25 protein-coding genes are annotated in these 26,258 nt (G+C 66.7%); 15 read left to right on the top strand and 10 right to left on the bottom strand.

Features of this window, described 5'->3' with window-relative positions:
• The first annotated feature begins 20 nt into the window (after nt 1–20).
• Nucleotides 21–1,190 carry an MFS transporter gene (locus tag ACO05L_RS08790; protein ID WP_421728802.1) on the top strand — a complete coding sequence of 390 codons (1,170 nt, stop codon included), beginning with the start codon at nt 21–23 and terminating at the stop codon, nt 1,188–1,190.
• On the opposite strand, the gene hutH is transcribed toward ACO05L_RS08790, so the two are convergent.
• Genes hutH through hutG form a run of 3 tightly spaced genes read right to left on the bottom strand, consistent with a single transcriptional unit; the run spans nt 1,187 to nt 5,216 of the window.
• On the bottom strand, nt 1,187–2,716 hold the full coding sequence (gene hutH / locus ACO05L_RS08795; protein ID WP_421728803.1) for a histidine ammonia-lyase: 1,530 nt from the start codon (nt 2,714–2,716) through the stop codon (nt 1,187–1,189). The genes ACO05L_RS08790 and hutH overlap by 4 nt on opposite strands.
• Nucleotides 2,713–4,377, bottom strand: a complete 1,665-nt coding sequence (gene hutU, locus ACO05L_RS08800; RefSeq protein ID WP_421728804.1) for a urocanate hydratase — start codon at nt 4,375–4,377, stop codon at nt 2,713–2,715. The genes hutH and hutU overlap by 4 nt, the downstream gene beginning before the upstream one ends.
• Nucleotides 4,374–5,216, bottom strand: coding sequence for an N-formylglutamate deformylase (gene hutG, locus ACO05L_RS08805; RefSeq protein ID WP_421728805.1), 843 nt, complete (start codon nt 5,214–5,216; stop codon nt 4,374–4,376). Before hutG ends, hutU begins: the two co-directional genes overlap by 4 nt.
• 116 nt (nt 5,217–5,332) lie before the next feature.
• Between hutG and ACO05L_RS08810 the strand changes: the two genes are divergently transcribed.
• From ACO05L_RS08810 to ACO05L_RS08825, 4 genes are all read left to right on the top strand, one after another.
• Complete coding sequence (locus ACO05L_RS08810; RefSeq protein WP_421728806.1) at nt 5,333–6,736, top strand: formimidoylglutamate deiminase; 1,404 nt, start codon at nt 5,333–5,335, stop codon at nt 6,734–6,736.
• Nucleotides 6,733–7,452: a histidine utilization repressor gene (hutC, locus tag ACO05L_RS08815; RefSeq protein ID WP_421728807.1), complete on the top strand. Its 720-nt coding sequence runs from the start codon at nt 6,733–6,735 to the stop codon at nt 7,450–7,452. Before ACO05L_RS08810 ends, hutC begins: the two co-directional genes overlap by 4 nt.
• Nucleotides 7,449–8,672, top strand: a complete 1,224-nt coding sequence (hutI, locus tag ACO05L_RS08820; RefSeq protein ID WP_421728808.1) for an imidazolonepropionase — start codon at nt 7,449–7,451, stop codon at nt 8,670–8,672. The genes hutC and hutI overlap by 4 nt, the downstream gene beginning before the upstream one ends.
• A 63-nt stretch (nt 8,673–8,735) precedes the next feature.
• On the top strand, nt 8,736–11,849 hold the full coding sequence (locus tag ACO05L_RS08825; RefSeq protein ID WP_421728809.1) for a class I SAM-dependent DNA methyltransferase: 3,114 nt from the start codon (nt 8,736–8,738) through the stop codon (nt 11,847–11,849).
• Here ACO05L_RS08825 and ACO05L_RS08830 read toward each other — a convergent pair.
• Complete coding sequence (locus ACO05L_RS08830) at nt 11,839–12,207, bottom strand: response regulator (RefSeq protein WP_421728810.1); 369 nt, start codon at nt 12,205–12,207, stop codon at nt 11,839–11,841. The two genes, ACO05L_RS08825 and ACO05L_RS08830, sit on opposite strands and share 11 nt — an antisense overlap.
• Nucleotides 12,204–13,679, bottom strand: coding sequence for a sensor histidine kinase (locus tag ACO05L_RS08835; protein ID WP_421728811.1), 1,476 nt, complete (start codon nt 13,677–13,679; stop codon nt 12,204–12,206). Before ACO05L_RS08835 ends, ACO05L_RS08830 begins: the two co-directional genes overlap by 4 nt.
• Nucleotides 13,680–13,828: 149 nt before the next feature.
• On the opposite strand from ACO05L_RS08835, the gene ACO05L_RS08840 reads away from it, so the two are divergent.
• Both ACO05L_RS08840 and ACO05L_RS08845 read left to right on the top strand, forming a co-directional pair.
• Nucleotides 13,829–15,388 (top strand): carboxylesterase/lipase family protein, encoded by a 1,560-nt coding sequence (locus tag ACO05L_RS08840; protein ID WP_421728812.1) that lies wholly within the window; start codon nt 13,829–13,831, stop codon nt 15,386–15,388.
• Between the two features lie 69 nt (nt 15,389–15,457).
• A complete protein-coding gene (locus tag ACO05L_RS08845; RefSeq protein WP_421728813.1) occupies nt 15,458–15,805 on the top strand; it encodes an arsenate reductase in 348 nt (115 codons plus the stop codon).
• Here ACO05L_RS08845 and ACO05L_RS08850 read toward each other — a convergent pair.
• Complete coding sequence (locus ACO05L_RS08850) at nt 15,802–16,041, bottom strand: hypothetical protein (RefSeq protein WP_421728814.1); 240 nt, start codon at nt 16,039–16,041, stop codon at nt 15,802–15,804. The genes ACO05L_RS08845 and ACO05L_RS08850 overlap by 4 nt on opposite strands.
• Nucleotides 16,042–16,240: 199 nt before the next feature.
• Between ACO05L_RS08850 and ACO05L_RS08855 the strand changes: the two genes are divergently transcribed.
• From ACO05L_RS08855 to ACO05L_RS08890, 8 genes are all read left to right on the top strand, one after another.
• On the top strand, nt 16,241–16,633 hold the full coding sequence (locus ACO05L_RS08855; protein ID WP_421728815.1) for a DUF6249 domain-containing protein: 393 nt from the start codon (nt 16,241–16,243) through the stop codon (nt 16,631–16,633).
• A gap of 24 nt (nt 16,634–16,657) precedes the next feature.
• Entirely contained in the window at nt 16,658–17,215 is a 558-nt protein-coding gene (locus tag ACO05L_RS08860; RefSeq protein ID WP_421728816.1) for an RNA polymerase sigma factor, read from the top strand.
• On the top strand, nt 17,205–17,624 hold the full coding sequence (locus ACO05L_RS08865) for a hypothetical protein (RefSeq protein ID WP_421728817.1): 420 nt from the start codon (nt 17,205–17,207) through the stop codon (nt 17,622–17,624). The genes ACO05L_RS08860 and ACO05L_RS08865 overlap by 11 nt, the downstream gene beginning before the upstream one ends.
• Before the next feature lies 1 nt (nt 17,625).
• Nucleotides 17,626–18,462, top strand: coding sequence for a 3-methyl-2-oxobutanoate hydroxymethyltransferase (panB, locus tag ACO05L_RS08870; protein ID WP_421728818.1), 837 nt, complete (start codon nt 17,626–17,628; stop codon nt 18,460–18,462).
• Nucleotides 18,463–18,571: 109 nt separating this feature from the next.
• Nucleotides 18,572–19,309 carry a tetratricopeptide repeat protein gene (locus tag ACO05L_RS08875; protein WP_421728819.1) on the top strand — a complete coding sequence of 246 codons (738 nt, stop codon included), beginning with the start codon at nt 18,572–18,574 and terminating at the stop codon, nt 19,307–19,309.
• Nucleotides 19,310–19,353: 44 nt separating this feature from the next.
• Nucleotides 19,354–20,787 (top strand): PQQ-binding-like beta-propeller repeat protein, encoded by a 1,434-nt coding sequence (locus ACO05L_RS08880; protein ID WP_421728820.1) that lies wholly within the window; start codon nt 19,354–19,356, stop codon nt 20,785–20,787.
• A gap of 32 nt (nt 20,788–20,819) precedes the next feature.
• Entirely contained in the window at nt 20,820–22,433 is a 1,614-nt protein-coding gene (gene der / locus ACO05L_RS08885) for a ribosome biogenesis GTPase Der (protein ID WP_421728821.1), read from the top strand.
• A gap of 9 nt (nt 22,434–22,442) precedes the next feature.
• On the top strand, nt 22,443–22,916 hold the full coding sequence (locus ACO05L_RS08890; protein WP_421728822.1) for a lysozyme inhibitor LprI family protein: 474 nt from the start codon (nt 22,443–22,445) through the stop codon (nt 22,914–22,916).
• A 12-nt stretch (nt 22,917–22,928) separates the two neighbouring features.
• On the opposite strand, the gene ACO05L_RS08895 is transcribed toward ACO05L_RS08890, so the two are convergent.
• From ACO05L_RS08895 to ACO05L_RS08910, 4 genes are read right to left on the bottom strand one after another with little or no spacing between them, the layout of a single operon-like run.
• Nucleotides 22,929–23,684: an SDR family NAD(P)-dependent oxidoreductase gene (locus ACO05L_RS08895; RefSeq protein ID WP_421728823.1), complete on the bottom strand. Its 756-nt coding sequence runs from the start codon at nt 23,682–23,684 to the stop codon at nt 22,929–22,931.
• 36 nt (nt 23,685–23,720) lie between these two features.
• Nucleotides 23,721–24,071 (bottom strand): VOC family protein, encoded by a 351-nt coding sequence (locus ACO05L_RS08900; protein ID WP_421728824.1) that lies wholly within the window; start codon nt 24,069–24,071, stop codon nt 23,721–23,723.
• Between the two features lie 6 nt (nt 24,072–24,077).
• Nucleotides 24,078–25,583 (bottom strand): amidophosphoribosyltransferase, encoded by a 1,506-nt coding sequence (purF, locus tag ACO05L_RS08905; protein ID WP_421728825.1) that lies wholly within the window; start codon nt 25,581–25,583, stop codon nt 24,078–24,080.
• Between the two features lie 48 nt (nt 25,584–25,631).
• Nucleotides 25,632–26,228, bottom strand: coding sequence for a CvpA family protein (locus ACO05L_RS08910; RefSeq protein ID WP_421728826.1), 597 nt, complete (start codon nt 26,226–26,228; stop codon nt 25,632–25,634).
• Nucleotides 26,229–26,258 lie beyond the last annotated feature (30 nt).

Genomic DNA, 26,258 nt, shown 5'->3' on the forward strand with positions numbered 1-26,258 from the left:
CGTCTGCTATCGGGTGCGCCATGAACGCATCCCGGCGCATGGCGCTGCACTATGTCTGCCTGTTTGGCGGCACTGGCGTCAGCCTGCCGTTCGCAGGCCTGTGGTTTCGGGCGCAGGGGTTGAGCGGGGCGGACATCGGCATTCTGCTGGCCGCGCCCATGCTGGGGCGGCTGATTACGGGCCCGGCTGTCGCCGTCTGGGCCGACGGGTTCCGCTATCGCCGAACCGCCCTGGCGATCCTGGCCGTAGTCGCCGCAGCGGCCTATGGGGCGACCGGCCTGGTTCAAGGGCTGTGGCTGTGGGGACCTCTGTGGTTCCTGGGCGCGACGGCGGCGGCGGCGATGATTCCGCTGGCGGACGCCATGACCATGCGGCTGGCGCGTCGCGAGGGCTTCTCCTTCGCCATCCCGCGAGGATTCGGATCCGCCGCCTTCGTCGCCGCCAACATCCTGATGGGGGCGGTGCTGACCGGGGTCGGGGTCGATGCGGTGATCCTGTGGATCGTCGCGGCCTCGGCTTTGGCGGCTGTCGGTGCGACCTGGCTCCTGCCGCCCGAAACGGTGGAGGACGGCCCGCCGGTTGCCCGCATGGAGCGGTTTCGGGGCCTGGGTCGGTTGGTGATCGACCCGGCCTTCATGACCGCCATCCTGGCTGTCGGCTGCATCCAGGCGACCCACGCCTTCTATTATGGTTTCTCCGCCATCGCCTGGAAGGCACAGGGACTGCCCGAGAGCCTGACCGGCCTGTTGTGGGCCTTTTCCGTCCTGGTCGAGATCGGGGTCATGTGGTGGCTGGAGCCGTGGCGACGGCGTGCGGGCATCGGCGCCTGGGCGGTTTTGGGCGTCGGCGCGGCCGCGGCCATGGTTCGTTGGACGGCCCTGGCCTTCGCCCCGCCGCTGTGGGCGCTATGGCCGCTACAGGCCCTGCATGGCCTGACTTTCGCGGCCACCTATCTGGCCGGCGTCGAGATCGCCGATCGGCTGAGCCCGCCCAATGGCAAGACCTCGGCTCAGACGCTGAACTCTATGCTCGCGTCCGGGGTGCTGATGGGCCTGGCGACCCTAGCTGCCGGCCCTCTGTATGACGCGGCGGGTGTCGGCGGCTATCTGGCCATGACGGCGCTGGCGGTCCTGGGGGGCGGATTGGCCTTCATGGGGTCGCGGCGTCGTCCCGCCCGGAGCGCCGTCTAGGCTGACGGCAGCAGGGCGCCGGCGAACGGCCGATACCGTCCGGCCCGCACCCCGTCGGTCGCCCGCGCGATGTCGGGAGCGAAATAGTGGTCCTCAGCATAGGGCGCGGCGGCCTCCCGCACGATGGCGAAGACCTGTTCCAGCGCGGGCGAGGTGGTCAGGGGGCGATGGAACTCGATCCCCTGGGCTGCCGCCAGCAGCTCGATGCCGACGACGGTCGCGGTGTTCTCGGCCATCTCCAGCAGGCGGCGCGCGCCGTGGGTGGCCATGGAGACATGGTCTTCCTGATTGGCGCTGGTCGGGACCGTATCGACGCTGCACGGGTGCGACAGCATCCGGTTTTCAGCGACCAGGGCGGCGGCGGTCACCTGGGCGATCATGAAACCGGAGTTGAGGCCCGACTCCTTGACCAGGAAGGCGGGCAGTTCGCTCATCTTGGGATCAACCAGGATGGAGGTGCGGCGTTCAGAGATATTGCCGATCTCGCACAGGGCCATGGCGATCTGGTCTGCTGCGAAAGCAACGGGTTCAGCGTGGAAGTTGCCGCCGGAGATCACGTCTCCATCCTCAATGAAGACCAGGGGGTTGTCGGTGACGGCGTTGGCCTCGCGCTCCAGCATTCCGGCCGACGCGCCCAGAACGTCTAGGATGGCGCCCATGACCTGGGGCTGGCAGCGCAGGGAATAGGGGTCCTGCACCTTGGCGTCGCCCTCGCGGTGGCTGTCGCGGATCTGGCTGTCGGACATCAGGGATCGCAGGGCGGCGGCGACGGCGATCTGGCCGGGCTGATTGCGCAAGGCGTGGATGCGCGGATCGAACGGGGCGTCCGATCCCTTCAGCGCATCGACCGACAGGGCGCCCGCGGCGACGGCGGCGGCGAACACGGCCTCGGTCGCGAACAGGCCGGCCAGGGCCAGGGCCGTCGAACACTGGGTGCCGTTCAGCAGGGCCAGGCCCTCCTTGGGACCCAGCGTCAGGGGCGTCAGGCCGATGCGTGACAGGGCGGTCTCGGCGTCCAGCGTCTGGCCATCGTGACGGGCCTCGCCGACGCCGATCAGGACGCAAGACATGTGGGCCAGGGGCGCCAGGTCACCGGACGCGCCGACCGACCCCTTGGACGGGATGCAGGGCAGGATGTCGGCGTTCACCAGGGCGATCAGGGCCTCCAGCGTCTGGCGTCGGATGCCGGATGCGCCGCGCGACAGGCTGGCGATCTTCAGCACCATCAAAAGGCGGGTCACCGCGTCGGGCAGCAGGGCGCCGACACCGCAGGCGTGGCTGAGCACCAGATTCTTCTGCAGGGTCTCCAGATCGCCCGGCGCAATACTGGTGTTGGCCAGCAGCCCGAACCCGGTGTTCACGCCATAGACGGTGCGGCCCTCGGCGACGATGGCGGCGATGGTGGCGGCGGACTTTTCGACATCGGCCCAGGCTGCCGGCGTCAGTTCGACCCTGACGGGGGCGTCGAGCACGGCGCGCAGCTGGGCGAGGGTCAGCGGCTCAGCGCCGATAATAAGGGTGTTCATTTCAGGCTCGGCAGGTTGAGGCCATGTTCGCGGGCGGCGTCGCGCGCGATCTCATAGCCGGCGTCGGCGTGGCGCATGACGCCGGTGGCGGGATCGTTCCACAGGACGCGTTCGAGGCGCATGGCGGCTTCGGGCGTACCGTCGGCGACGATTACGACGCCGGAGTGCTGGGAATAGCCCATGCCCACCCCGCCGCCGTGATGCAGGGACACCCAGCTGGCGCCCGAGGCGGTGTTGAGCAGGGCGTTCAGCAGGGGCCAGTCGCTGACCGCGTCGGATCCGTCCATCATCGATTCCGTCTCGCGGTTGGGGCTGGCGACGGAGCCTGAATCGAGGTGATCGCGGCCGATGACGATGGGGCCGGACAGTTCGCCGGACGCCACCATGTCGTTGAACATCAGGCCCGCGCGGTGCCGGTCACCCAAACCAATCCAGCAGATACGGGCCGGAAGTCCCTGAAAAGCGATGCGTTCGCCGGCCATGTCCAGCCAGCGATGCAGGCCCGCGTTGTCTGGGAACAGCCGCTTCATGGCGGCGTCGGTCTTCGCGATATCGGCCGGATCGCCGGTCAGGGACGCCCAGCGGAAGGGGCCGATGCCCCGGCAGAACAGCGGGCGGATATAGGCGGGGACGAAGCCGGGGAAGGCGAAAGCGTCGGTCACGCCCTGGTCGAAGGCGACCTGACGGATATTGTTGCCATAGTCGGTGACGGGGATGCCTGCGCTCTGGAAATCCAGCATGGCCTGGACGTGGACGGCGCAGGACCGGCGCGCGGCGGCCTCGACGGATGCGGGGTCGGACACGCGCTTGTCCTCCCATTCGGCGACGGTCCAGCCGGAAGGGAGATAGCCGTTGACCAGGTCGTGGGCGCTGGTCTGGTCGGTGACCAGATCGGGTCGGACGCCGCGCCTGACCAGTTCAGGCAGAACATCCGCCGCATTGCCCAACAGGCCGACAGATATGGCTTTCCCGGTCGCCTTGGCGTCCTCGATCAGGGCCAGGGCCTCGTCCAGGGTCTCGGCCATGACGTCGAGATAGCGGGTCTTCAGCCGCATCTCGATCCGGCTGCGCTGGCACTCGACGGCCAGGCAACTGGCGCCCGCCATAGTCGCAGCCAGGGTCTGGGCCCCGCCCATGCCGCCAAGGCCGGCCGTCAGGATCCATTTGCCGGTCCAGTCGCCGCCGTGATGCTGGCGACCGGCCTCCATGAAGGTCTCGTAGGTGCCCTGAACGATGCCCTGGGTGCCGATGTAGATCCACGACCCGGCCGTCATCTGGCCGTACATCATCAGGCCCTTGCGATCGAGTTCGTTGAAATGCTCCCAGGTCGCCCATTTGGGCACCAGGTTGGAGTTGGCGATCAGCACGCGCGGCGCGTCGGCATAGGTGCGAAAGACGCCGACCGGCTTGCCCGACTGGACCAGCAGGGTCTCTTCTGGGCCCAGTTCGCGCAAGCTCTCGACGATGCGGTCGAACGACGCCCAGTCGCGCGCAGCCTTGCCGATGCCGCCATAGACGACGAGGTCCTCGGGCCGTTCGGCGACCTCTGGGTCGAGGTTGTTCATCAGCATGCGCAGGGCGGCCTCGGCGGCCCAGGTTTTGGCGGTCATCTCCATGCCGCGCGGGCTGCGGACGACGCGGCTGTTCTTGGTGCTGCTCATGATCGGAGGCTCCTGCCGGGGGCGTGTCGGGCGAAATCGATACAGGCGCTCAGGACGCCGCGCAGACGGGTGCGCATGGGGGCGGCGAGACGAAGGTCATAGGGCGAGGGCCAGTTGGCCTCTGACACATCGCCCTCGGGATCGACCATGTAGCCGCGGTCGGCCAACTCCATCTGGATGGCGTGGATCCCGGCCTCGGGGCGGCCATAGTGGCGCGTGGTCCAGCCGCCCTTGAACCGGCCGTTCAGGACATGGGTCTGGCCCGTGATCGCACAGGCGGCCTCGACGGCCTGGGTCAGCGCAGGGGCGCAGGTCGCGCCCATGTTGTCGCCGATATTGAACTGGGGCAATTCGCCCTCGAACAGGCGCGGCACCCGCGAGCGGATCGAATGGGCGTCATAGAGGACGACCGGGCCAGCGGCGCGCAGCCGCTCGATCTGGGCCGTCAGGGCAGCGTGGTAGGGATCGAAGAAGGTGTGGCGACGCTCGGCGATCTCGGCCTCGTCGGGCGCCTCGCCGGGTCGGTACAGGGGCTCGCCGTCAAAGGTCTCGGTGGGGCACAGGCCCGTGGTCGTCATGCCGGGATAGAGGGAGGCGCCGGAGGGGTCGCGATTGACGTCGATGACGCTGCGGCTGATGGCGGTTCGGACCAGGGTTGCGTCAAGATCGACGGCGAAATCATACAGCCGGTCCACCCACCAGTCGGCGTCCTTGCGCGCCAGCCAGGGCGACGTCATCCGCGCCTCGATGGGGGCGGGAATGTCGGTTCCCGTGTGCGGCAGGCCGATGATCAGCGGGGCCGAGCCCTCGCGGATGGTGAGCCAGTCAGGTGTGGACATCCCGGTCTCCCGCGCCAGAGTCAGAAGCCGGTCGGGCCTCGCATCCTGCCCGATAGCCAAAGCTGTCGGGCGTGGTATGTATAGACATATTGTTCCGAAGCGAGTGGAGTTGTCCAGTGCCGCCGAAGCCCGCTGAGGTCACGTCCCTGTGGTTCGATCAGGCGCTGCTGCCTGAGGGATGGGCCAGCGGCGTGCGGATCGGCTGTGCGGGTGGGCGGATCGTCGCGGTCGAGACCGGGACCGAGCGGACCGCGACGGATGGCGGCGGCGGGACCGCCTTGCCGGGCGTGGCCAATGTCCACAGCCACGCCTTCCAGCGCGCTATGGCGGGCCTGACCGAGGCGCGCGGGCCAGCGGGCGCCGCGTCTGCCGACGACAATTTCTGGACCTGGCGCGAGCTGATGTATCGCTTCCTCGACCGGGGCGGGCCCGACGAGATCGAGGCGATCACCGCCCTGGCCTTCGCGGAGATGCTGGAGGGCGGCTTCACCCGGGTCGCCGAATTCCATTATCTGCACAATGATCCGTCGGGCGCCGCTTATGGCGATGCCTCGGAACTGGCCGGACGGATCGTGGCGGCGGCGCAGGCGACGGGCATCGGCCTGACCCTGCTGCCCGTCTTCTACGCCCATGCGACGTTCGGCGGCTCAGAACCTGTGTCGGGCCAACGGCGCTTCATCACCGATCTGGACGGGTTCGCCGATCTCGTCGCGGCGTCGCGCAGGCTGACCGCCGGTCTGGGCGATGCGGTCGTCGGCGTGGCTCCCCATAGCCTGCGCGCCGTGACGCCGCACGAACTGGCCGCCATGCCGGGGCTGGCCGGGGATGGCCCGGTGCATATCCACGTCGCCGAACAGACCAAGGAGGTCGACGACTGCCTGGCCTGGTCCGGCGCGCGGCCTGTCGAATGGCTTCTGGGCAATGCGCCGGTCGACTCGCGCTGGTGCCTGATCCACGCCACCCATGTGACCGAGCCGGAGTGGCGCGAGGTCGTCTCGCGCGGCGCCGTGGTGGGCCTGTGTCCGATCACCGAGGCCAACCTGGGCGACGGCGTCTTTCCTGTGGCGGCCTATGCCGGGGCGGGCGGTCGGTTCGGGATCGGCACGGATTCCAACGTCCAGATCGGCTTGGCCGAGGAACTCCGAATGCTCGAATATAGCCAGCGGCTGGCTTTGCGTGGGCGAGCGGTCATGGCTGATGCGACCCGATCGACCGGCAGGGCCCTGTTCGACCGGGCGCTGGCAGGAGGGGCGCAGGCTGGCGGCGCGAGCGCACAGATCGGTTTGGCGCTGGGAGCCACAGCGGACATCGTCAGCCTGGATACCACGCGGATCGCCTTCGCCGGCCGGTCTGGCGACGCCGTGCTGGACAGCTGGATCTTCGGCGCAGATCGGGGCGCGGTGTCTTCTGTCTGGCGGCGCGGGCGGCAGGTGGTGGCGGAGGGCCGACACGTCGCCCGCGCCAGCATCGAGCAAGCCTATCGACGGGCGCTGGCGAAGGTGCTGGAACTGTCGGCATGAACGGAACCGGAAGCCTGCACGGCCGCATCTATGCGGAACTCGAAGATCGCATCCTGTCCGGCGAATGGCAGCCGGGCGCTCGTATCCCGTTCGAGCATGAACTGACCGAGCAATACGGCTGTTCGCGCATGACCGTGAACAAGGCGATTTCGGAGTTGGCCGGGCGGGGCCTAGTCACGCGGCGGCGGCGGGCGGGAACCTTCGTTTCGGCGCCCCGCACCCATGCGGCCGTCCTGGCGATCCCTGATCTGCGCGCCGAAGTGACGACGCGGGGCGAGGCCTATGGCTATCGCCTGCTGGTCCGGCGGGAGCGAGCGGCGGTGACCGAGGACGAGATCGAACTGGCGGCGGGCGGGGGGCTCCTGGAGCTGGAAAGCCTGCACAGCAGCGACGGCAACCCCTTCGCGCTTGAGCGGCGGCTGATCGCCCTGATCGCCGCGCCGGACGCCGCCGCCATGGATTTCGCCGAAACTCCCCCCGGAAGCTGGCTGCTGGACGCCACGCCCTGGACGGACGCCGAGCACCGGATTTCTGCTGTCGCCGCTTCTCCGGCCGAGGCCCGACATCTGGGCCTGAAGGCCGGGGCCGCCTGTCTGTGCGTGGATCGTCGGACGTGGCGAGACGGGCAGGGGGTGACGCGGGTCTCGCAGACCTTTCCCGGTGATCGCTACGACCTGATCGCGCGCTTCTCTCCGGCGCGAGGCGGCCCGCGATGAGAGTAGACCGACTGATCACCGACTGCCGCGTCGCCACCATGGCGGCAGGCGGCGTCGCCTATGGCGCGATCGAGGATGCGGCCATCGTGGTGCAGGACGGGCGGATTGCCTGGGTGGGGGCTCGGTGCGAAATGCCTGTCGTCGAGGCGGTCGAGACCGACCGGCTGGACGGGCGCTGGGTGACCCCCGGCCTGATCGACTGCCACACCCATCTGGTCTTTGGAGGCGACCGTTCAGGCGAATTCGAACAGCGGCTGGAGGGCGCGACCTATGAGGAGATCGCGCGGGCCGGCGGGGGGATCGTCTCGACCGTGGCGGCGACTCGCGAGGCCGACGAGGATAGTCTCTACGCTTCAGCTTTAAGCCGTCTGGCGGGCCTTGTCGCCAGCGGGGTCACCACCGTCGAGATCAAGTCCGGCTATGGGCTAGATGCCGAGACCGAACTCAGAATGCTGCGCGTTGCGCGCCGGATCGGATGCGAGGCGGGTGTTAGGGTCCGCACCAGCTATCTGGGCCTGCACGCCTTGCCGCCCGAGTTTCGAGGCTCGGCAGCCGGGCGCGAAGCCTATCTGGATCTGGCCATCGACCAGATCCTGCCGGCCGCCCACGCCGAGGGGCTGGTGGATGCGGTCGACGCCTATTGCGAGCCCATCGCCTTTTCGACCGACGAAGTCAGCCGCCTGTTCGAACAGGCGCGGGCCCTGGGTCTGCCGGTCAAGCTGCACGCCGATCAGCTCTCCGATGGCGGCGGCGCTGCCTTGGCGGCGCGTTACGGCGCACTTTCGGCAGACCACATCGAGCATTCGACCGATGCGGGCGTCCTCGCGATGGCGCAGGCCGGCGTAGTCGCGGTCCTTTTGCCAGGCGCCTTTCTGATGCTGCGCGAGACCCAGCTTCCGCCGGTCGATCTGCTGCGTCGTCACGGGGTGGCGATGGCGGTGGCCACCGACTGCAACCCCGGCACCTCGCCCGTAGCCTCCATGACGAACGCCATGACCTTGGCCTGCGTGCAGTTTCGGTTGACGCCTGAAGAGGCTCTGGCTGGGGTTACGCGTAACGCCGCCACGGCTCTGGGTCTTGCGCATGAGGTGGGCGTGATCGCGCCCGGAATGGCTTCCGATCTGGCGGTTTGGTCCGTCGAGCGGCCTGCTGAGCTTTGTTATTGGCTGGGCAAACCGATGCTGCACCAACGGTATCTGGCGGGAACGCCCGCCCGTTAACCAAAGGTTGTATATATCCAGCCTTGTGACATAAGGTTGTGCCCTCGCAGGGGGCGCGCGACCATGGACTCCGATGTCTTCGTCAACAGGTGGGCGGATAAGCGGCTGGGCGAGCGACAGCACGGTCAGAGCTATGTCAACCAGATCTGTCAGCTCATCGGCGTGCCGGCGCCGAACGAAGACTGTGTCAGCGACCCCGACTATATGTTCGAACGCTCCGTTCCTGGGGAAGGCCGGGGGCCTCCGGGACAGATCGACTGCTACAAGCGCGGCTGCTTCGTCATGGAGATCAAATGCTCTGGCGGCCGTTTGGGGGGCTGGGCGCGGGACGAGGCCCGGTTGGCAAAGGGGCCGGTGCGCCCCGCGACTCCCTATCGGATCGAGCGGACCATCCGGCAGGCCAAGCTGCAGGCCGAAGACTATGCCCGCCGCATAGGTGAATGCCCGCCCTTCCTGATCATCCTCGACGTCGGCGGCGGGTTCGAGCTGTGGTCAGACTTCTCGCGTCAGGGGCAGGGGTATGCCCCTTTCCGGCTGGACGGCCAGCACCGCTTCACCCTGCAGGATTTCAAGCGGGCCGAGGTGCGCCGAACCCTGGCGACCGTGTGGCGCGATCCGATGAGCCTGGATCCTTCACGCGCCTCGGTGGCCGCAACGAAAGATATCGCCGGCCTGCTGGCCGGGGTTCTAAAATCCGTCGTCAGCCGGCACGCGGATGAGGACGCCGTCCATGCCAAGGCCCGCGCGGCGCAGGCGCTTGTCTTCCTGTCGCAATGCATATTCGCGATGTTCGCTGACAGTATCGGCCTGATCCGCGACCATGGATTTCGGCGCCTTTTGGAGGACTGTCGCGGCGAGGCGCACACGGTCCACAATGCCGTCTTCGACGTCTGTCGTGCGATGGATCGAGGCGGCTATTCATCCGCCGTTCGTCAGACGCTGGAGCCGTTCGGCGGTGGGCTGTTTCCGGTCATGCACTCGGTGCAGATCACCGAGGCCGAACTGTCGGTCCTTATCGAGGTCTCGCGTCGGGACTGGTCCGACGTCGAGCCCACGGCCTTTGGAACACTGTTGGAACAGGCGGCGGACCCGCGTTGGCGCGCGGTTTCCGGCATTCACTTCACGCCGCGGCTGTTCGTTGAAACCCTGGTTCAGGCCACGGTCATGGAGCCGTTGAGAGCAGATTGGCGAAAAGCAGAGGATGAGGCGCAGACACTGCGCGAGGCGGGCGACCCGCGTGCGGCGCTCAGGGTCGTCAGAGACTATCACCGCGCATTGCGCCGCATCCGCGTCCTGGATCCCGCCTGTGGGACGGGCAATTTCCTCTACGTCGCCCTGCAGATGATGAAGGCGCTGGAAAGCGACGTGATCTCGCTTGCGGACGAACTTGGCGCCCGTCTGAGCGGCGACAGGCGAGGCCTGGTCGGGGCCGGTCAGTTCGAGGGCCTGGACCGCGACGCCTCGGCGGTCGGGATTGCCCGCCTGGTCATGCGGATCGGCCATCTGCAATGGTGCATCCGATTGGGGAGTCACGAATATGGCGACACCGCCGCCGTCATCCATCACGCGGACGCTCTTCTGCCGCTGAAGTCGAGCGCAAGGCCTCTGACGGCAGGCGAAGGCATTCGCCCGACGCCATGGCCCGACGCGGACTTCATCGTCGGCAATCCGCCCTTCATGGGGGCTAAGGACCAAAGGCGACTGCTGGGGGACGACTACGTCGACGCTTTGTGGACTGTCCGGCAGGGCAGGTTCCGCTCGGCCGATCTGGCGACCTACTGGTGGGGGCGTGCCGCCGAAATCCTGAAGTCACCGCGTTCCCGGTTGCGCCGGTTCGGTTTCATCACCACCCGCTCCATTTCCCAGACCTTCTCGCGCCGCGTACTGGCGCACCATCTTGAGGCGACCCCGCCTATCCGCCTGGCTATGGTCATTCCCGATCACCCCTGGACCAGCGGCCGTGACGCGGCTTGTGTCCGGGTGGCCATGACTGTGGTGGAGCGGGGTCGTGCCAACGGGGAGGCGCGGCTTCTGCGTCTGGCGGCGCCGGGGCAGGGCATGACGCTGGCAGGCGGCCTGGAGTTCGTCGAGGAACGCGGCGTGATCGCCGCGGATTTCAGCGTGGGGCCGTGCGTGTCTTCGGCCAGACCCTTAAAGGCCAATGCCCGACTGGCCTCGCGAGGCGTCCAGCCGATGGGCGAGGGCTTCATCGTCGACAGCAAGGCGGCGGCGAGGCTGGCCCAGTCTGACGCCGCTCTGTCGAATGCGGAGTTCGCGGGGTCGCCGTTCCGACCCTATCGCAACGGCCGTGACCTGACCGATCGACCGCGCGATGTGCAGATCATCGACCTGTTCGGCCATGACGAGCCGACCGTGCGACAGCTCTGGCCCGGCATCTACCAGCATCTGCTAGAGACGGTGAAGCCGGTTCGCGAGCGCAATGAACGGGCGGCTTACAGGCGGCGCTGGTGGATATTCGGCGAGCCCCGGCCGGATCTGCGCAAGGCCCTGACGGGACTTTGTCGATATATCGTCACCGTCGAAACGGGAAAGCACCGGTGGTTCACCTTCCTGTCCGGCGAGGTGCTGGCCGACAATCGTCTGGTCTGTATCGCCTCCGACGACCCCTACGTCCTAGGCGTCTTGTCATCACGCGTTCACCAGGCGTGGGCCCTCGCTGCGGGCGGGCGTCTGGAGGACAGACCGATCTATGCCAAGGGCGCCTGTTTCGACCGCTTTCCCTTTCCAGAGCCTGACGGGCGCACGCGAGCGGAGATTGGTGAGTTGGCCGCCGAACTGGATCAACTGCGGCGACGCGTCCTGGATCAACGGCCGGAACTGAGCATGACTGCCCTTTACAATGCACGCGACCGGATAGGCGGCGGCTTGCGTCCGGTTGATGATCTGGTGTTCGAGGCGGGCTGCGTGGGCGTTATCGACCATCTGCATCGCGAGATCGACGCGCGCGTGACGGCGGCCTTCGGCTGGCCCGAGGGGCTCGATGACGCCGAGATCATCGTCCGCCTGGTCGCTCTAAATCTTCAGCGCAGCAATGCCGAAAGAGACGGCGACATTCGGTGGATCAGGCCGGAATTCCAGCGTCCTTCAGGCCCCGCGCGCGGCCTTGGATTTAGATCGCTTGTGCCGAGCACCAGCGAAACCGAGCTCAGGTTGTGAGAGCCTTGACCAGGGCGTCATGGACGGCGGCTTCGGTAAACGGCTTCTGGATCACGGGCAGGCCGCGCCACTCGACGGGCAAACCGCCCTCGCCATAGCCGGTCGAGAAGACGAACGGGATGCCTTTTGCCTGAAGAGCGACCGCGACCGGGAAGACTTCACGGCCCGCGACATTCACGTCCAAGAGGGCCCCGTCCAGAGCGACATTGTCGGCCAGCAGCTTCAGAGCGTCGTCGATATTGGACATGGGGCCTACGATGGCGCACCCCATGTCTTCGAGGATCGTCTCCAGCAGCATGGCGACTAGAGATTCATCCTCGACGATCAGGATGTTACGGCCTGTTAGCGCATCAGTCATGAGGTCTGTCCACGATCGAGCGGTATAACGAATTCCGCATGCAACCCGGTGCTCGGGTAGCCCAGTTTCAGATCGCCCGCCATATCGTGGCGAACATTGCGTTCGATTAGTCGGCTGCCGAAGCCGCGATGGGCCGGCGCTGTGATGTCTGGACCACCGATCTCGCTCCAGGTGATGTTCAGCCGGGGAGAGTTGGGCTCTGTCAGAGTCCAGTCAATGAAGATCCGGCCATCCGCCCGCGACAGGGCCCCATATTTCGCAGCATTGGTCGCCAGTTCGTGGAAGATCATGCCCAGTGACAAGGCCATGGCAGGGTTCAGCGATACCGAAGGGCCGTTCATGACAATGCGGTGCGGATCATGCGCCTCGGTCTCATGATGCAGGACGTCCCGAAAATCCGCCCCCTCCCAGTGACTGCGGGTCAGCAGGTCGTGGGTATGGGACAGGGCCATCAGCCGTGCCTGGAACTCATTGGCGAACGTGCGCGGGTCATCGTGCGATCGCGCTGACTGGATGGCGATCGACTGGACTGTGGCCAGCGTGTTCTTCACCCGGTGGTTCAACTCATCGATCATCAGCTTCTGCCGCTGAGCCGCGACGACGTTTTCGGTGACGTCGTAGCCTTGGACGAAAATGCCCACGACCTCGCCACCGACGCCGCGAACGGGCTGATAAATGAAGTTGAGGAAGGCCTCTTCAGGCACGCCGCCTGGCGTCCGCTGAAGGTGAATGGGGCTGGCTCGGCCTTCGTAGGCCTCGCCGGTCTCGAACACGGAGTCCAACAGGTCGAAATAACCTTCCTCGATTTCGGGCAAGGCTTCGCGAATCGTCTTGTCGATCAGACTGCGGTGACCGACCAACTGGCTGTAGGCCTCGTTATGCATCTCGAAGATGTGTTCAGGGCCGCCGAGCAGGGCGACGAAGCCGGGCGCCTGCATGATCATGTCCATCAGCCGACGGCGCTCGGTCTCCAGCCGCTGGTTGTCCTTCTGAACGAAGCTGGCGCGTCGCATGACATCGCCACCCAGCATCGTATCCAGCACCCCGCCCGATCCGGTCGCCGGATCGCGGCGCCTGAAGTGTTCCAACTCGGTGATGTCTGACGTGTGCTGCAGGATATAGATGACCTCGCCGTCGTCATCGAGGATCGGCGTGTGGGTCGCGCTCCAGTAGCGCTCCTCAGACGTCACGCTGCCGTCGTCCAGATGGCGCGGGATGCTGTATTTCACGACGGCCAGATGGTCGCGCGCCTTGGTGTCCAAGGCCTTCTGGAGCGAGGCGCGAACCTGGCGGATATTGTCCGGCGCGTCATCGCCGGGACCGGCGTTGAAGGCGCCGAACAGGGGCTGACCCCTTATGTCGGATCGACGGCTATGGGTGATGTCGAGATAGGCCTGATTGACCCCGGCGATCATGAAGTCGGGAGTCACCAGCACATAGGCGTTAGGCGAGGCGTCGAACGCGCTCGCCATATCAACCGGTGCGCCCGCTTTAACCAGTTCCTTCAATGCAGACCCCGCCGATAGTCGCACCCCAACGCTCGGTCACCGCAAAGGTTCAATGCGTCGTTACTTTTTAAAGCCGCTTGGGAAAATTCGGCGCCTCTGCCTAGTCTCGGCCGATGTTCATCGCCAGCCTTGCCGCCATGGTTTCGATCCTGATGCCCTCTCCCGCTGATCCCAACGCGTCGCCCAGGGTCAGTATTGATCAAGGCGAACTGCGCGGCGTCGAGACCAACGGCGTCGCCGCGTTCAAGGCCATCCCCTATGCCGCCCCGCCCGTCGGTCCATTGAGATGGCGTCCGCCCGGCCCGGCGCCGCGTTGGACCGATGTGCGTGACGCCACGCGGGTCGGTCCGATCTGCATCCAGCCCCTCACGCCGGGCGATCCCGGGGTCGGTCCCCTGCCGATGAGCGAGGACTGCCTGAGTCTGAACATCTGGTCGCCGATGGCGTCCGAGGGGCCGGCGCCGGTGATGGTTTGGGTCCATGGCGGTGGGTTCGTCAACGGATCGGGGACAGCGGACCTTTACGACGGAGCCGCCCTGGCGCGACGGGGCGTGATCGTGGTGACGCTGAACTATCGGCTGGGGCGGCTGGGCTTCTTCGACCATCCAGCGCTGGCGGCCGAGCGAGGATCGGAAGAAGCGGGCGGCAACTATGGGCTGATGGACATCATCGCCGCCCTCGAGTGGGTGCAGGGCAATATCTCGGCGTTCGGGGGCGACCCAGGGAATGTGACGATCTTCGGTGAATCCGCGGGCGGCGTCGCGGTGACGCGGCTGATGGTCTCTCCGGCGTCGAAGGGCCTGTTCCATCGGACAGTGGTGCAGTCTGGCTTCGGGCGAGAACCGGGCGTGCCGCTGGATCGACCAGGACCGCAGGGCGCGCCGTCGATCCAGGCGCGCGGCCAAGCCTTCGCCGTCCGAGCGGGCCTCGGTCCTGACGCGTCCGCCGAGGCCCTTCGGGGGCTGGACGCCCAGGCGCTGCTGACGCCGACGCCAAGCTTCTATGGAGGCGATATGCTGGTCATCGACGGTCAGATCGTCCGCGAGAATGTCGAGTCTGCTTTTGCCGCGGGGCGTCAGACGCCTGTGCCCATGATCATCGGAGCCAACTCGGCGGAGTTGTGGTGGGTCAAGGCGTCCGAGCTCAGCGCCTATGGCCAGATGGACGACGCCATGACGGCCCAGGAATGCGCCGCCTTCGAGCAGGCCTATGGCGGCCCGGCGGCATATGACGCCCTGATCGCCAGTGACCTGGCCTTCGTCGAACCAGCGCGACACCTGGCCCGACTTCACGCCCGCGCGGGAAGTCCCACATATCTTTATAGGTTTGACGTGGTTTCGTCGGCCATGCCGGAGCCGCACGCCGGCGCCACCCACGCATCCGAGCGGCCCTATGTCTTCGACAATCTGACGGCTTCGTCCTGGCCGACAGAAGCGATGGACCAGGCCGCCGCTGACGCCATGGCTGGCTATTGGACCACCTTCGCCGCGACGGGTGACCCCAATGGGGGCGCCCGGCCAATGTGGCCTTCGTTTGATCCAACACGAGAGCAGTTGATGAGTTTCGACAATACCGGCCCGGCCGCGGGTCCTCTCCCGTTCGCCGACAGACTGGACCTGATCTCCGCCTATCAGGCCAGGAGCAGGACGGACGCGCCGGAGTGCGCCGGCTGATCGCTCAGCGCAAAGGCGCAGGTAGTCGGAGGGTGCAAACCTGCACCGGAATCGCTCTAATCGAACGCCATGACCCCTACGCTCTACGGCATTCCCAACTGCGACACCGTCAAAAAGGCGCGCGACTGGCTGGACGCGCATGGCGTCGCCTTCGTCTTCCATGACTACAAGAAGGCAGGCGTGGAGCGCGCCTGGCTGGAGCAATGGACAGACGAGCATGGCTGGGAGGTCATCCTGAACCGCGCGGGCACGACATTCAGGAAACTGGCCGAGACCGACCGAACCGACCTTGATCGCGACAAGGCCATCGACCTGATGCTGATGCAGCCGTCGATGATCAAGCGGCCGGTGCTGGACCTTGGCGACCGCCGGATCGTAGGCTTCAAGCCGGCGGTCTATGAGGCCGCGAAGATTTAGCCTTCGACCGAGGTTTCCGGCCGGTCATGGCCGTCGGCGCGTTCGGTCACCCATTGGCCCGAGGCGTCGGCGTATTCGATGAAGGCGGTCTCGTCTGGCGCTCTCTGTTCACGCGAAGCCCGCAGCGCGGCGGCGCGGGCCGTGTCGTGACTGGGAAAGGTCTCGGAGAAACTGTCGCCGAGTTTATAAGCCCAGCCGCCGTCATGCTCGACGATGCGATAAGTGACCTGGGACATTCGACGCTCCTGCAGACGATCAGACGATGACCCTAGCGCGTCCGCCCGGTCGCAGGAACCGCAGATAAAAGAGGCTCAAGCGCAGCCTTACGAACATTTCATGTTGGGCGTCGCATCCGTTCGGCGTCGCCGGCACCTCTTGTAGTCATGAGGCCGGAGCATCAGGCTCCCGCCCGAACAGTCTAGAAGGGGTTACACCATGGATCTGGGAATTCTCATCCCGCTGGCGCCATTCATCATGGTCATCGCCATCGTCGTCGTGCCGGCCATGTTGAAGAGCCGCGAGCGCAAGGAGATGCAGGCGACGCTTCGTGCGGCCATCGAAAAAGGGCAGCCGCTGCCGCCTGAAGTCATCGAGGCCCTGTCCAAGGACAACATCAAGCCGCCCGCAACCGCATCGCGCGACCTTCGCGTCGGCGTCATCCTGCTGGCGGTCAGCATCGGCATCGCCCTGTTCGGTTCGACCTTCAACTTCATCGGCGGCTATGAAGAGACCAAGGCGGTTGCTCCGATCATCGGCATCGCGGCCATCCCCGGCATGATCGGTCTGGCCTTCGTCATCCTGAGCTTCTTCAACAAGAACAAGGGCTGAGGGAGCGGGCAGGGGGAAACGGTCATGTCCAAGGCCCTTGTGGACTTGCACGATGTCGAGCTCGCCGCCCTTGCGGCGGCGGGCGGGCGTCGCGAGTTCGGCGAGTTGGTGCGGCGACACAGCTCGGCCGTTCGCGGCCTGCTGCGTCGGATGGGGGCCCAGGCCTCCGAGGCGGACGACGTCGCCCAAGACGCGTTTCTGACCGCCTTCCAGCGGTCTGCCGAGTTCAGGGGTGAAGGCACTTTCGCCGCCTGGGTCAAAAGGATCGCCGCGCGCCAGTATCTGAAGCGAAAGTCCAAGGATGCTCGCTATGTCGCTGAAATCGAGAGCGAGGAGGTGGCGCCGTCGATCGATACGCCGGGCCTAGTCGATCTCGACGAAGCCCTGAAGGCCCTGAGCGAAACGGAGCGGCTGTGCGTGTCCCTGTGTCACGGCGCCGGCCTTTCGCACCCCGAAATCGCGGCTGCCATGAATCTGCCGCTCGGTACGGTGAAGTCTCATGTCAAACGTGGTCTGGATAAACTCCGCGCCCGGCTTCGGCCGGAACCGCAACAGTATGGGAAGGCTGGCCATGTCGGCTGACGAGTTCGATCCCTTTGTCGAGCGTATGTTCGCGCGCTCGCCCGTCCTGGCTGATACCGACGCCTTTACGGCCAATGTCGAGTCCCGACTGGAATCGGGCATGCGGGTCCGCACCCTGGCCCTGTCCCTGGCGGGTTTGATCGGCGGGGCCGTGGCGGTGCGTGAGTCGTTGAATCTCAGGCTCGATATCGCCGCTCCAAATGGCCCCGTCGCCGGTCGCGCCATCGGCGAGAGCGTCGTTTCCCTGACGACCGGCGCTCAGTCGGTGATTCAGAACGGCGTCGATCAACTGGGCGCGGCCAACTGGGCGCTTGGGTCGATGCAGGGAATGCAGCTATTCTGGCTGGCGGCCGGGACGATGATCGCCCTGGCCGCCGCCGCAGTAATGAAGCTTTCCCAGGAGACCTGACATGTCCAGCCAGAAGCAGGAGGCGGTGCGCCGTCTGGCCGCGCCGGATATCCTCAAGCGCAAGGGCGGCGAGCCGCTGGTCTGTCTGACCGCCTATGACGCGCCGACTGCGGCTCTGTTGGACGAGCATTGCGACGTGCTTCTGGTCGGCGACAGCGTGGGCATGGTCGTCCACGGTCTGCCGAATACCGTTGGTGTGACCATGGAGATGATGATCATGCATGGTCAGGCCGTCATGCGCGGCTCGAGCAAGGCCATGGTCGTCGTCGATATGCCGTTCGGTTCCTATGAAGGCGCCAAAGAGGTCGCCTACGACAACTGCGCTCGGATCATGAAGGAGACGGGGGCTCAGGGGATCAAGGTCGAAAGCGGCCCCACGGTGCCCGAGACCATCGCCTATCTGGTTCAACGCGGCATTCCCGTCATGGGCCACGTCGGTCTGCGCCCACAGGCGGTGCTGACCGAAGGCGCGTTCAAGGCCAAGGGCCGCACCGACGACGAGCGCCTGCGCGTCATCGCCGAGGCCGAGGCGACCGCCGACGCCGGAGCCTTCGCCATCGTCATCGAAGGCACGGCCGAGGGTGTGGCTCGCGAGATCACCGCCGCGGTGGACGTGCCGACCATCGGCATCGGGGCATCGGCCGCGTGCGACGGCCAGATCCTGGTCACGCCGGATATGTTGGGACTGTTCGACTGGACGCCGAAATTCGTGCGGAAGTACGCCGATCAGCGCTCGGAAATCGACCGCGCTGTGGCCGCTTACGCCGCTGACGTGAAGGCCCGCCGTTTTCCTGCCGAAGTCGAGACCTACTTCTCGAAAAAGCCGGCTACGCCGTAGCGCCTCGATCTTGTTGAGGCGGCGATCATCTTGGATCGTTGCGGCGCGGAGGCCGACCCTCTAGGGTCCGCGCCGAACGGCTGATTTGCGATTTTGGGGCGACGTTTCCGTGGTTGATGTCTTCGAGCAGGTCGAGGAGGAGCTTCGCTCCGATCGGTACAAGCGCCTGGCGCGCACCTGGCTGCCTGTTGTGGGCGGCATTCTGGCCCTCGCGCTGATCGCTGCGCTGAGCTGGTGGGGCTGGCAGTCCTATCAGACCAGCCGCGCCGACAAGGCGTCGGTGTCCTATGAGCAGGGGCTGGAAGCGCTTCAGGGCGGCAACGCCCCCGCCGCCAAGATCGCCTTCGAACGCGCAGCCAAGGAAGGCAATGGCGCATACAAGGCCCTGGCCCTGACCCAGCAGGCGGCGCTGGCCGAGGCTCAGGACAATATTCCCGAGGCGATCAAGCTGTTCGACGAGGCCGCCAAGGCCGCCGGCGATCCGATCATCGGCGATCAGGCCCGGCTGAAGGCCGCCTTCCTGATCATGAACGACGGCTCGCTGGAAGATATCCAGGCGCGACTGAAGCCTCTGACCGAGGAAGGCCGTCCCTTGCGTCCCTTCGCCCAGGAAGCCCTGGGCCTGTCCCTGCTTCAACACGGCAAGACCGGCGAGGCTCGCGACCTGTTCGTGCAACTGACCTTGGGCCAGGACGCGCCCGATGATGTGCGTCAGCGCGCCCAGGCCGCGATCGACGTCATCGACGGCGGCGCGGCCGCAAGCCTGAAGGCCATCGTCGACGCCCAGAAGGCCCTGCCGGCCGCCGCTGCGCCGCAAGCCCCGGCGCAACAGGCCCCCGCTCAATGACGACGCGCGTGTCGCCCGCATCCATCCTCCCGACCGGAGCTCGCATGACTTCCATCAATCGCGTGTTGAAGATCGCTCTGGTCTGCGGTGTGGCGGTCACGGTCGCGTCCTGCGCCAACCAGCGGCGGATGCTGCCCTTCGGCCTGGGCGGCAAGGAAGCCCCATCGGCGGTGGCCAGCGCCGGTCAGCGGATTTCGGTGCTCGAGTTTGAACAGCAACTGGCGCCCTCGGCGGCGCTCAGCGGCCGTGACTTCTTCCTGCCGGGCCCTCAGTCGGCGACCGCCTGGCCGGTTGCCGGCGGCAATGCCGAGAACAGCGTCGAACACGTCATCGCCGCGCCTGAGTTCACCCTGGGCTGGCGTCGCGACATCGGCGCTGGTTCGGCCAAAACCCGTCAGGTCATGGCCCCTGTCGTCGCCGACGGTGGCAAGGTCTTCGTCATGGATGGCGAATCCAAGGTCACGGCGGTCGACGCCACGACCGGCGCCATCGTCTGGCAGGCCGACGTGCGCCGCGAAGAGGTCGAGCGCGGCCGTTCGATCCTGGGCTTCGGCATCGGTGGAAGCCGTGACGGCGGCGGCGGCTTTGGCGGCGGTGTCGCCGTGGGCGGCGGCAAGGTGTTTGTCGCCTCCGGCTATCGCAACGTCACGGCTCTGGACGCCGCGACTGGCGCGGTTCTGTGGACCTATGAGACTGTCTCGCCCATCCACGGCGCGCCGACCGTCTCGGGCTCGCGGGTCTATGTCGTCGATATCGACAACGAACTGATCGCCTTCAACACGACGACGGGCCAGCCGGACTGGTCCTATCGCGGCATCTCCGAGCCCGCGCGAATCATGCGGGCATCGTCGCCTGCGGTCAGCGGCGACACGGTCATCGCGCCCTTTTCGTCTGGTGAAGTGGTCGCGGTACGCGCCACCAACGGCCAGGCGCTGTGGAACGAGGTCCTGTCGCGCACCAGCCGCACCAGCGCCCTGTCCGAAATCCGTGACATCGCCGGTCGCCCCGTCGTCAGCCGCGGCTTCGTGTACGCCGTCGGCCATTCGGGCGTCATGCAGGCCATGGACATCCGATCGGGTCAGGCCAAATGGTCCCTGCCCATCGCCGGGGTGAATGCGCCTCTGCCGGTCGGGGATGTGGTCTATGTCGTGTCCAAGTCGGGCGAACTGACTGTCGTCAATCGCGAAACCGGCGGCGTCTATTGGACGCGCGACCTGAATGAGGGCCGCATTCGTCAGGAAGGCGGCCTGTTCGGCTTCTTCGACCACACGGTGCGTCCGGTCTGGTCGGGCCCGATCCTCGCCTCCAACCGGCTGGTGCTGGTCAACTCGGACGGCGAGGCCGTAGCCTTCGATCCGAAGACCGGCGCGCTTCAGGCCACCGTCCGCCTCGGCGCTCCGGCCTATATCGCGCCCGCCGCATACAACGGCGTCCTGTATGTCCTCACGGACAAGGGCGAACTCGTCAGCATCCGCTGACGATCACACTAAAATAAGTTAGAAGCGCCGACATGGCATTAAAGGTCGCCATCGTCGGCCGCCCCAACGTGGGCAAGTCGACCCTGTTCAACAGGTTGGTCGGAAAGCGCCTCGCGCTGGTCGACGATCGCCCGGGCGTGACCCGTGACCGTCGCTATGCCGACGGCAATATCGGCGACATGGATCTGACGCTGATCGACACCGCCGGGTACGAGGACGTCACCGACGACAGCCTCGAATCGCGGATGCGCGAGCAGACCGAGGCGGCGCTGGAAGACGGCGACCTGATCCTGTTCATGATGGACGCCCGCGAAGGCGTGACCTCGCTGGACACCATCTTCGCCGACCGCCTGCGCAAGCAGCACAAGCCCGTCATCCTGCTGGCCAACAAGTCCGAGAGCCGCGAGAGCGGCGGCGGCGTCGGCGAGGCCTACGGTTTGGGCTTCGGCGAGCCCGTGGCCATCTCGGCCGAGCACGGCGAGGGCATGGCCGACCTGTACGCCGCCATCGTCACCGCCAGCGCCGACATCTTCATCGAAGAGGTGGACGAGCCGGACAAGCCGATCCGCATCGCCATCATCGGCCGTCCCAACGCGGGCAAGTCCACCCTGATCAACCGCCTGATCGGCGAGGATCGCCTGCTGACAGGCCCCGAGGCCGGGATCACGCGCGATTCCATCTCGGTCGACTGGGAGTATGAGGGCCAGAACATCCGCCTGGTCGATACGGCCGGCATGCGTCGCAAGGCGCGGGTTCAGGAGAAGCTGGAGAAGCTGTCGGTCGCCGACACCATCCGCGCCATCACCTTCGCCGAGGTCGTCGTCCTGGTGATGGACAAGGACAACGCCTTCGACGTTCAGGACCTGCAGCTGGCCGACCTGGTCGAGCGCGAGGGCCGGGCCCTGGTCTATGTCGCCGCCAAATGGGACCTGGAAGAACAGCCCCAGGCCAAGATGGCCGAGCTGAAGACCATGGCCGAGACCAAGCTGCCGCAGCTGAAGGGCTCGGAGTTCGTCGCCCTGTCATCGCATTCGGGACGCGGCGTCGAGCGGCTGATGCCGGCGGTGCTGAAGGCCCACGCCACCTGGTCGGTCAAGGTCAAGACCAAGGACCTTAACGACTGGCTGTCCATGGCGACCCAGAGGCATCCGCCCCCCGCCGTGGACGGCAAGCGGATCAAGACCAAATACATGGCCCAGACCAAGGCCCGGCCGCCCACCTTCGTGCTGTTCGCCAGCCGGGGCGGCAATCTGCCGGACCATTATCTGCGCTATCTGATGAACTCGATCCGCGAGAGCTTCGACCTGCCCGGCGTGCCGATCCGGCTGACCGTCAAGGGCGGCTCGGACAACCCCTATGCGGCGGGCGGCGCCAAGTCCGGCCCCGAACGCTACAAGGGCGACGCAAAGACGGCGCCGCGCGCGGTGCGCAAGAAGGCGGAAGAGGAATCCCATCTGCCCGGCAAGGCGCTGGAACAGAAGAAGACTCGCGTCGCCAAGCCGCGCGTCATCAGCGCCGTGAAGAGCAGCTCGTCCAAGAAGGCCGGTTCTTCCGTCGCCATCCAGAAGGGTGCGCGCGGCGGGGCGCGTCAGGTCTCGCGTTCGGGCCGGATCCGCACCGGCCAGAAACACGCACCCAAGAAGTAGGGCCAGCCCATGCTGATCGCTGCTCTCGCCCTGTCACTGCTGGTTCAGGACCCGAGCGAGGCGGCGATCGACTGCGCCCAGGCCCTGACCACGCTGGACATGAACACCTGCGCGGCGGCGGATCTTCAGGCCGCCGAACAGCGAATGCAGACCTATTTCGACCGCGTGCTTCTGACGGTCGGGCAGGACGCCGAGGCCCCGGAAGCGGCGGCTGCGATCCGCGCCGAACTGGTGGCGGCGCAGGCGGCCTGGCAGGCCTACGTCGAGGCGGATTGCGGCGCTGTCTACACCTACTGGCAGTCAGGCACGATCCGCGTCCTGATGGCGCTGGGCTGCAAGCTGGACCTGACGCAGGAGCGTACCCGTCATCTGTGGCGGAGCTATCTGCAGCCCATGGATGACAGCGAGCCCATCTTGCCTGAGCCCTTGCCGATCCCCAGCGTTATGGCCGCGCCTGCGGACGAGGACGCGCCGCAGGGCTGAACCGCCGCGCCCTTAGATCAGAGCGGTGACCGGCGCGCCGGCTGACCATTCCTTGAAACTGACCGTCAGGGGCGGGGTCCGGTCGGGACGCGCCAGTTCGACGATCAGCGGACCGATCACGGACGGATGGGGCAGGGTCTCGGGGTCTTCGCCCGGATAGGCCTGACCGCGCATGGCCGTGCGCATCCGGCCGGGATCGACGATGCAGGCGCGGACCGGGGTCGATTCGATCTCGTCAGCCCAGCACTTCACCAGGGCCTCGGCCCCCGCCTTGGTCGCGGCATAGGCGCCCCAGAAGGCGCGCGGCGCGCTGGCGATGCTGGAGGTCAGGTGGATCATCCGCCCGGCGTCCGAGGCGCGCAGCAGCGGCTCCAGCGAGCGGATCAGGCGGAACACCGCGGTCAAATTGGTCTTTTCGATCTTGGCGAAACCGCGCGGTTCGGCATGGGCGACCGGCGTCAGGCCCGCGGCCCCCAGTGTCGCCGCCGTGTGCACCCAGATGTCCAGCCGGCCGAAGCGCTCGAAGATGGCCCCGCCCAGGCGGTCGATCCCGCCGCCGTCGACCAGATCGAACGGCACCAGGGTCGCGTGCTTGCCGGTAGCGGCATAAATGGCGTCGTCCAGTTCCTCCAGCCCACCCTGGGTCCGGGCGGTGGCGATGACGTGGGCGCCGGCCTTGGCCAGGGCCAGGGCGCTCTCATAGCCAATGCCGCGCGAGGCCCCGACGACGAGGGCGATGCGATTTTCGAGGGGGAGGGGAGAAGTCATGGCGGGCTGATAGCGCGCCTGTCGCGCAGGCGGAAGTCAGAAGCCTTCGGCGGCCTGCCACAGGCTAAAGCTGACGCCCTGGTCGTCGCAGACGGCGACCGAAAGGCCTGTCGCACTCTGGGACGGCAGGGCCGCCTTGCCGCCCAGTTCGCGCACCCGCGCACAGGCCGCCTCGATATCCTCGACGCGGAAATACAGGTGGGCGAAATCCTTGGCGCGCTCCACCTTGGTGAAGCCGAAGGGCGGGTTGCTGTCGGCGACGTGGGCATAGGTCGATTTCGACGCGTCCTCGTCGAACGCCCAGCCGAACAGACCGCCGTAAAAGGCCTTGGCCTTACCGATATCCGGCGTGTCGACGGTGAAATAGCCGAGCTGAACCTGCGTCATGCAAGCTTAAGCGCTGACCAGCAGAGAAAGTTGCCGCCCCGAGGTCTCGCGCCCGCTTTCCTCGATCTCGCGATCGACGAGGCGGGTCGGATAGTCGCCGGTGAAATAGTGGTCGGTGAACTGGGGCTCGCGCTCATTGCGGCCCGTCTCGCCCATCGCCTTGTAGAGGCCGTCGACAGACAGGAAGCCGAGCGAATCGACCTCCAGATACTGGCGCATCTCTTCCAAGGTCTTGTTGGCGGCGATCAGCTGGTCGCGCTCGGGCATGTCGATGCCATAGAAGTCGGGCCACAGGATGGGCGGGCTGGCCGAACGCAGGTGGACCTCGGTCGCACCTGCCGCGCGCACGGCGCGGACCAGTTTCACCGAGGTGGTGCCGCGCACGATGGAATCGTCGATCAGGACGACGCGCTTGCCCTCCAGCACGGCGCGGTTGGGGCTGTGCTTCATGGCGACCCCCTTCTGGCGCGTGGCCTGGCTGGGCTGGATGAAGGTGCGGCCCAGATAGTGGCTGCGGATGATGCCCATCTCGTAGGGAATGCCGCTTTCCTGGGCATAGCCCAGCGCCGCCGGCACGCCCGAATCGGGCACGGGCACGACGACGTCGGCCTCGATCGGGAACTCGCGGGCCAAGCCCTGGCCCATGCGCTTGCGCACGCCATAGACCGAGCGGCCGTTCACCACGCTGTCGGGGCGGGCGAAATAGACATATTCGAACAGGCAGGGGCGCGCGGCCCGGGCCGGGAAGGGCTTGAGCGACCGCAGGCCCTCACGCTCGATCACCACGACCTCGCCGTGTTCGACGTCGCGCACGAAGGTGGCGCCCATGGTGTCCAGGGCGCAGGTCTCGGAGGCGAAGACCCAGGCGTCGCCGATCTTGCCCAGCACCAGCGGGCGAATGCCCAGCGGATCGCGCGCGCCGATCATCTTGGTACGGGTCTGGGCGACCAGGGCGTAACCGCCCTCGATCCGCGCCAGGGCGTCGATGAAGCGGTCCACGATCTTGGCCTTACGCGACCGAGCGATCAGGTGAAGGATGACCTCGGAGTCCGAGGTGGACTGGAAGATCGAGCCCTCGCCGACCAACTGGTTCCGCAGATAGTGGAAGTTGGTCAGGTTGCCGTTGTGGGCGATGGCGATGCCGCCCTGGTCCAGGTCGGCGAACATCGGCTGGATGTTGCGCAGGAAGGATCCGCCGGCGGTGGAATAGCGGGTGTGGCCCACGGCCGCCGGTCCCGGCATCCGCGTCGGCAGGTCGGTGCCGCCGAAGGCCTCGCCGACGTGGCCCATGTGGCGCTCGGTGTGGAAACGGGCCGATTTGACGCTGGCGATGCCGCACGCCTCCTGGCCGCGGTGCTGCAGGGCGTGCAGGCCCAGGGCGACGATTGAGGAGGCTTCGTCGTCGGGCGCGCCCCAGACGCCGCACACGCCGCATTCAAGGCGCGGCCGATCGTCGTCCGCGTCTCGGTGATGCTCCCGGTGAACGACGGGGGCGGAAATGACGTGGGTCATATGATCGTCCAAGCTGCGCATCGCGGATTCCGATGACAGGCGAAAACTTCAGGGGGAGGCTGTAGGCGGCGAGGTAGGCCCTGTTTGCGGCCTCGGCAAGGCTGCGTCGTCGGAAAAGCCTCTGCGGACGGAGGAATCGACGACGGGCGAGATGGCGTCCGCGCCTCGGCCTATGCCGGGCAGGATGATCTGGATGGCGCGCGCCGCCCCAGCGCTGACGGGACGCAGGGCCGCTTCGCTGAGCCAGCGGGGCGTCTTCTCGCCCGGCATGGCGGCGACGATCACCAGATGGATAGCTCCCAGCAGCACCAGGGAACGGCCCGCGCCGATGAAGATGCCGAACAGCCGATCCACGCCGCCAAGCCGTGGATGGGCCTGGGCACGCTTGGACAGGATCGAGCCGAAGATGCGGATGCCGAAATAGATCAGCAGGAAGGTCAGGACGGCGGCGAAGATCGAGCCCGCCCAGTCCGGGTCGATCAGGGCCCGGCCCAGCCGCGAGGTCAGGGGCAGGGTCACCAGGGCGATGAAGGCCGCCAGCACGAAGCTGAGCAGGGTGATCAGTTCGCGCGTAGCCCCGCGCACCCAGCCGGCCGCAGCCGAGGCGAGGATGACCAGGATGGCGAAAGCGTCGAAGCCGGTCACGGATGATCCTCAGGGCGCACGGTCACGCTG

Origin of the sequence: Brevundimonas sp., from assembly GCF_965227765.1 — a bacterium.
Lineage (GTDB): Bacteria > Pseudomonadota > Alphaproteobacteria > Caulobacterales > Caulobacteraceae > Brevundimonas.

Bases quoted from the DNA above. Each gene is read 5' to 3' on its own strand.
- hutC (WP_421728807.1), top strand. From the start codon at position 6,733: ATGAACGGAACCGGAAGCCTGCACGGCCGCATCTATGCGGAACTCGAA.
- ACO05L_RS08835 (WP_421728811.1), bottom strand. From the start codon at position 13,679: ATGGCGAGCGCGTTCGACGCCTCGCCTAACGCCTATGTGCTGGTGACT.
- ACO05L_RS08865 (WP_421728817.1), top strand. From the start codon at position 17,205: ATGTCGGCTGACGAGTTCGATCCCTTTGTCGAGCGTATGTTCGCGCGC.
- panB (WP_421728818.1), top strand. From the start codon at position 17,626: ATGTCCAGCCAGAAGCAGGAGGCGGTGCGCCGTCTGGCCGCGCCGGAT.
- hutG (WP_421728805.1), bottom strand. From the start codon at position 5,216: ATGTCCACACCTGACTGGCTCACCATCCGCGAGGGCTCGGCCCCGCTG.
- purF (WP_421728825.1), bottom strand. From the start codon at position 25,583: ATGACCCACGTCATTTCCGCCCCCGTCGTTCACCGGGAGCATCACCGA.
- ACO05L_RS08855 (WP_421728815.1), top strand. From the start codon at position 16,241: ATGGATCTGGGAATTCTCATCCCGCTGGCGCCATTCATCATGGTCATC.
- der (WP_421728821.1), top strand. From the start codon at position 20,820: ATGGCATTAAAGGTCGCCATCGTCGGCCGCCCCAACGTGGGCAAGTCG.
- hutH (WP_421728803.1), bottom strand. From the start codon at position 2,716: ATGAACACCCTTATTATCGGCGCTGAGCCGCTGACCCTCGCCCAGCTG.
- hutI (WP_421728808.1), top strand. From the start codon at position 7,449: ATGAGAGTAGACCGACTGATCACCGACTGCCGCGTCGCCACCATGGCG.
- hutU (WP_421728804.1), bottom strand. From the start codon at position 4,377: ATGAGCAGCACCAAGAACAGCCGCGTCGTCCGCAGCCCGCGCGGCATG.
- ACO05L_RS08830 (WP_421728810.1), bottom strand. From the start codon at position 12,207: ATGACTGATGCGCTAACAGGCCGTAACATCCTGATCGTCGAGGATGAA.
- ACO05L_RS08880 (WP_421728820.1), top strand. From the start codon at position 19,354: ATGACTTCCATCAATCGCGTGTTGAAGATCGCTCTGGTCTGCGGTGTG.
- ACO05L_RS08845 (WP_421728813.1), top strand. From the start codon at position 15,458: ATGACCCCTACGCTCTACGGCATTCCCAACTGCGACACCGTCAAAAAG.
- ACO05L_RS08825 (WP_421728809.1), top strand. From the start codon at position 8,736: ATGGACTCCGATGTCTTCGTCAACAGGTGGGCGGATAAGCGGCTGGGC.
- ACO05L_RS08790 (WP_421728802.1), top strand. From the start codon at position 21: ATGAACGCATCCCGGCGCATGGCGCTGCACTATGTCTGCCTGTTTGGC.
- ACO05L_RS08900 (WP_421728824.1), bottom strand. From the start codon at position 24,071: ATGACGCAGGTTCAGCTCGGCTATTTCACCGTCGACACGCCGGATATC.
- ACO05L_RS08840 (WP_421728812.1), top strand. From the start codon at position 13,829: ATGTTCATCGCCAGCCTTGCCGCCATGGTTTCGATCCTGATGCCCTCT.
- ACO05L_RS08890 (WP_421728822.1), top strand. From the start codon at position 22,443: ATGCTGATCGCTGCTCTCGCCCTGTCACTGCTGGTTCAGGACCCGAGC.
- ACO05L_RS08860 (WP_421728816.1), top strand. From the start codon at position 16,658: ATGTCCAAGGCCCTTGTGGACTTGCACGATGTCGAGCTCGCCGCCCTT.
- ACO05L_RS08850 (WP_421728814.1), bottom strand. From the start codon at position 16,041: ATGTCCCAGGTCACTTATCGCATCGTCGAGCATGACGGCGGCTGGGCT.
- ACO05L_RS08895 (WP_421728823.1), bottom strand. From the start codon at position 23,684: ATGACTTCTCCCCTCCCCCTCGAAAATCGCATCGCCCTCGTCGTCGGG.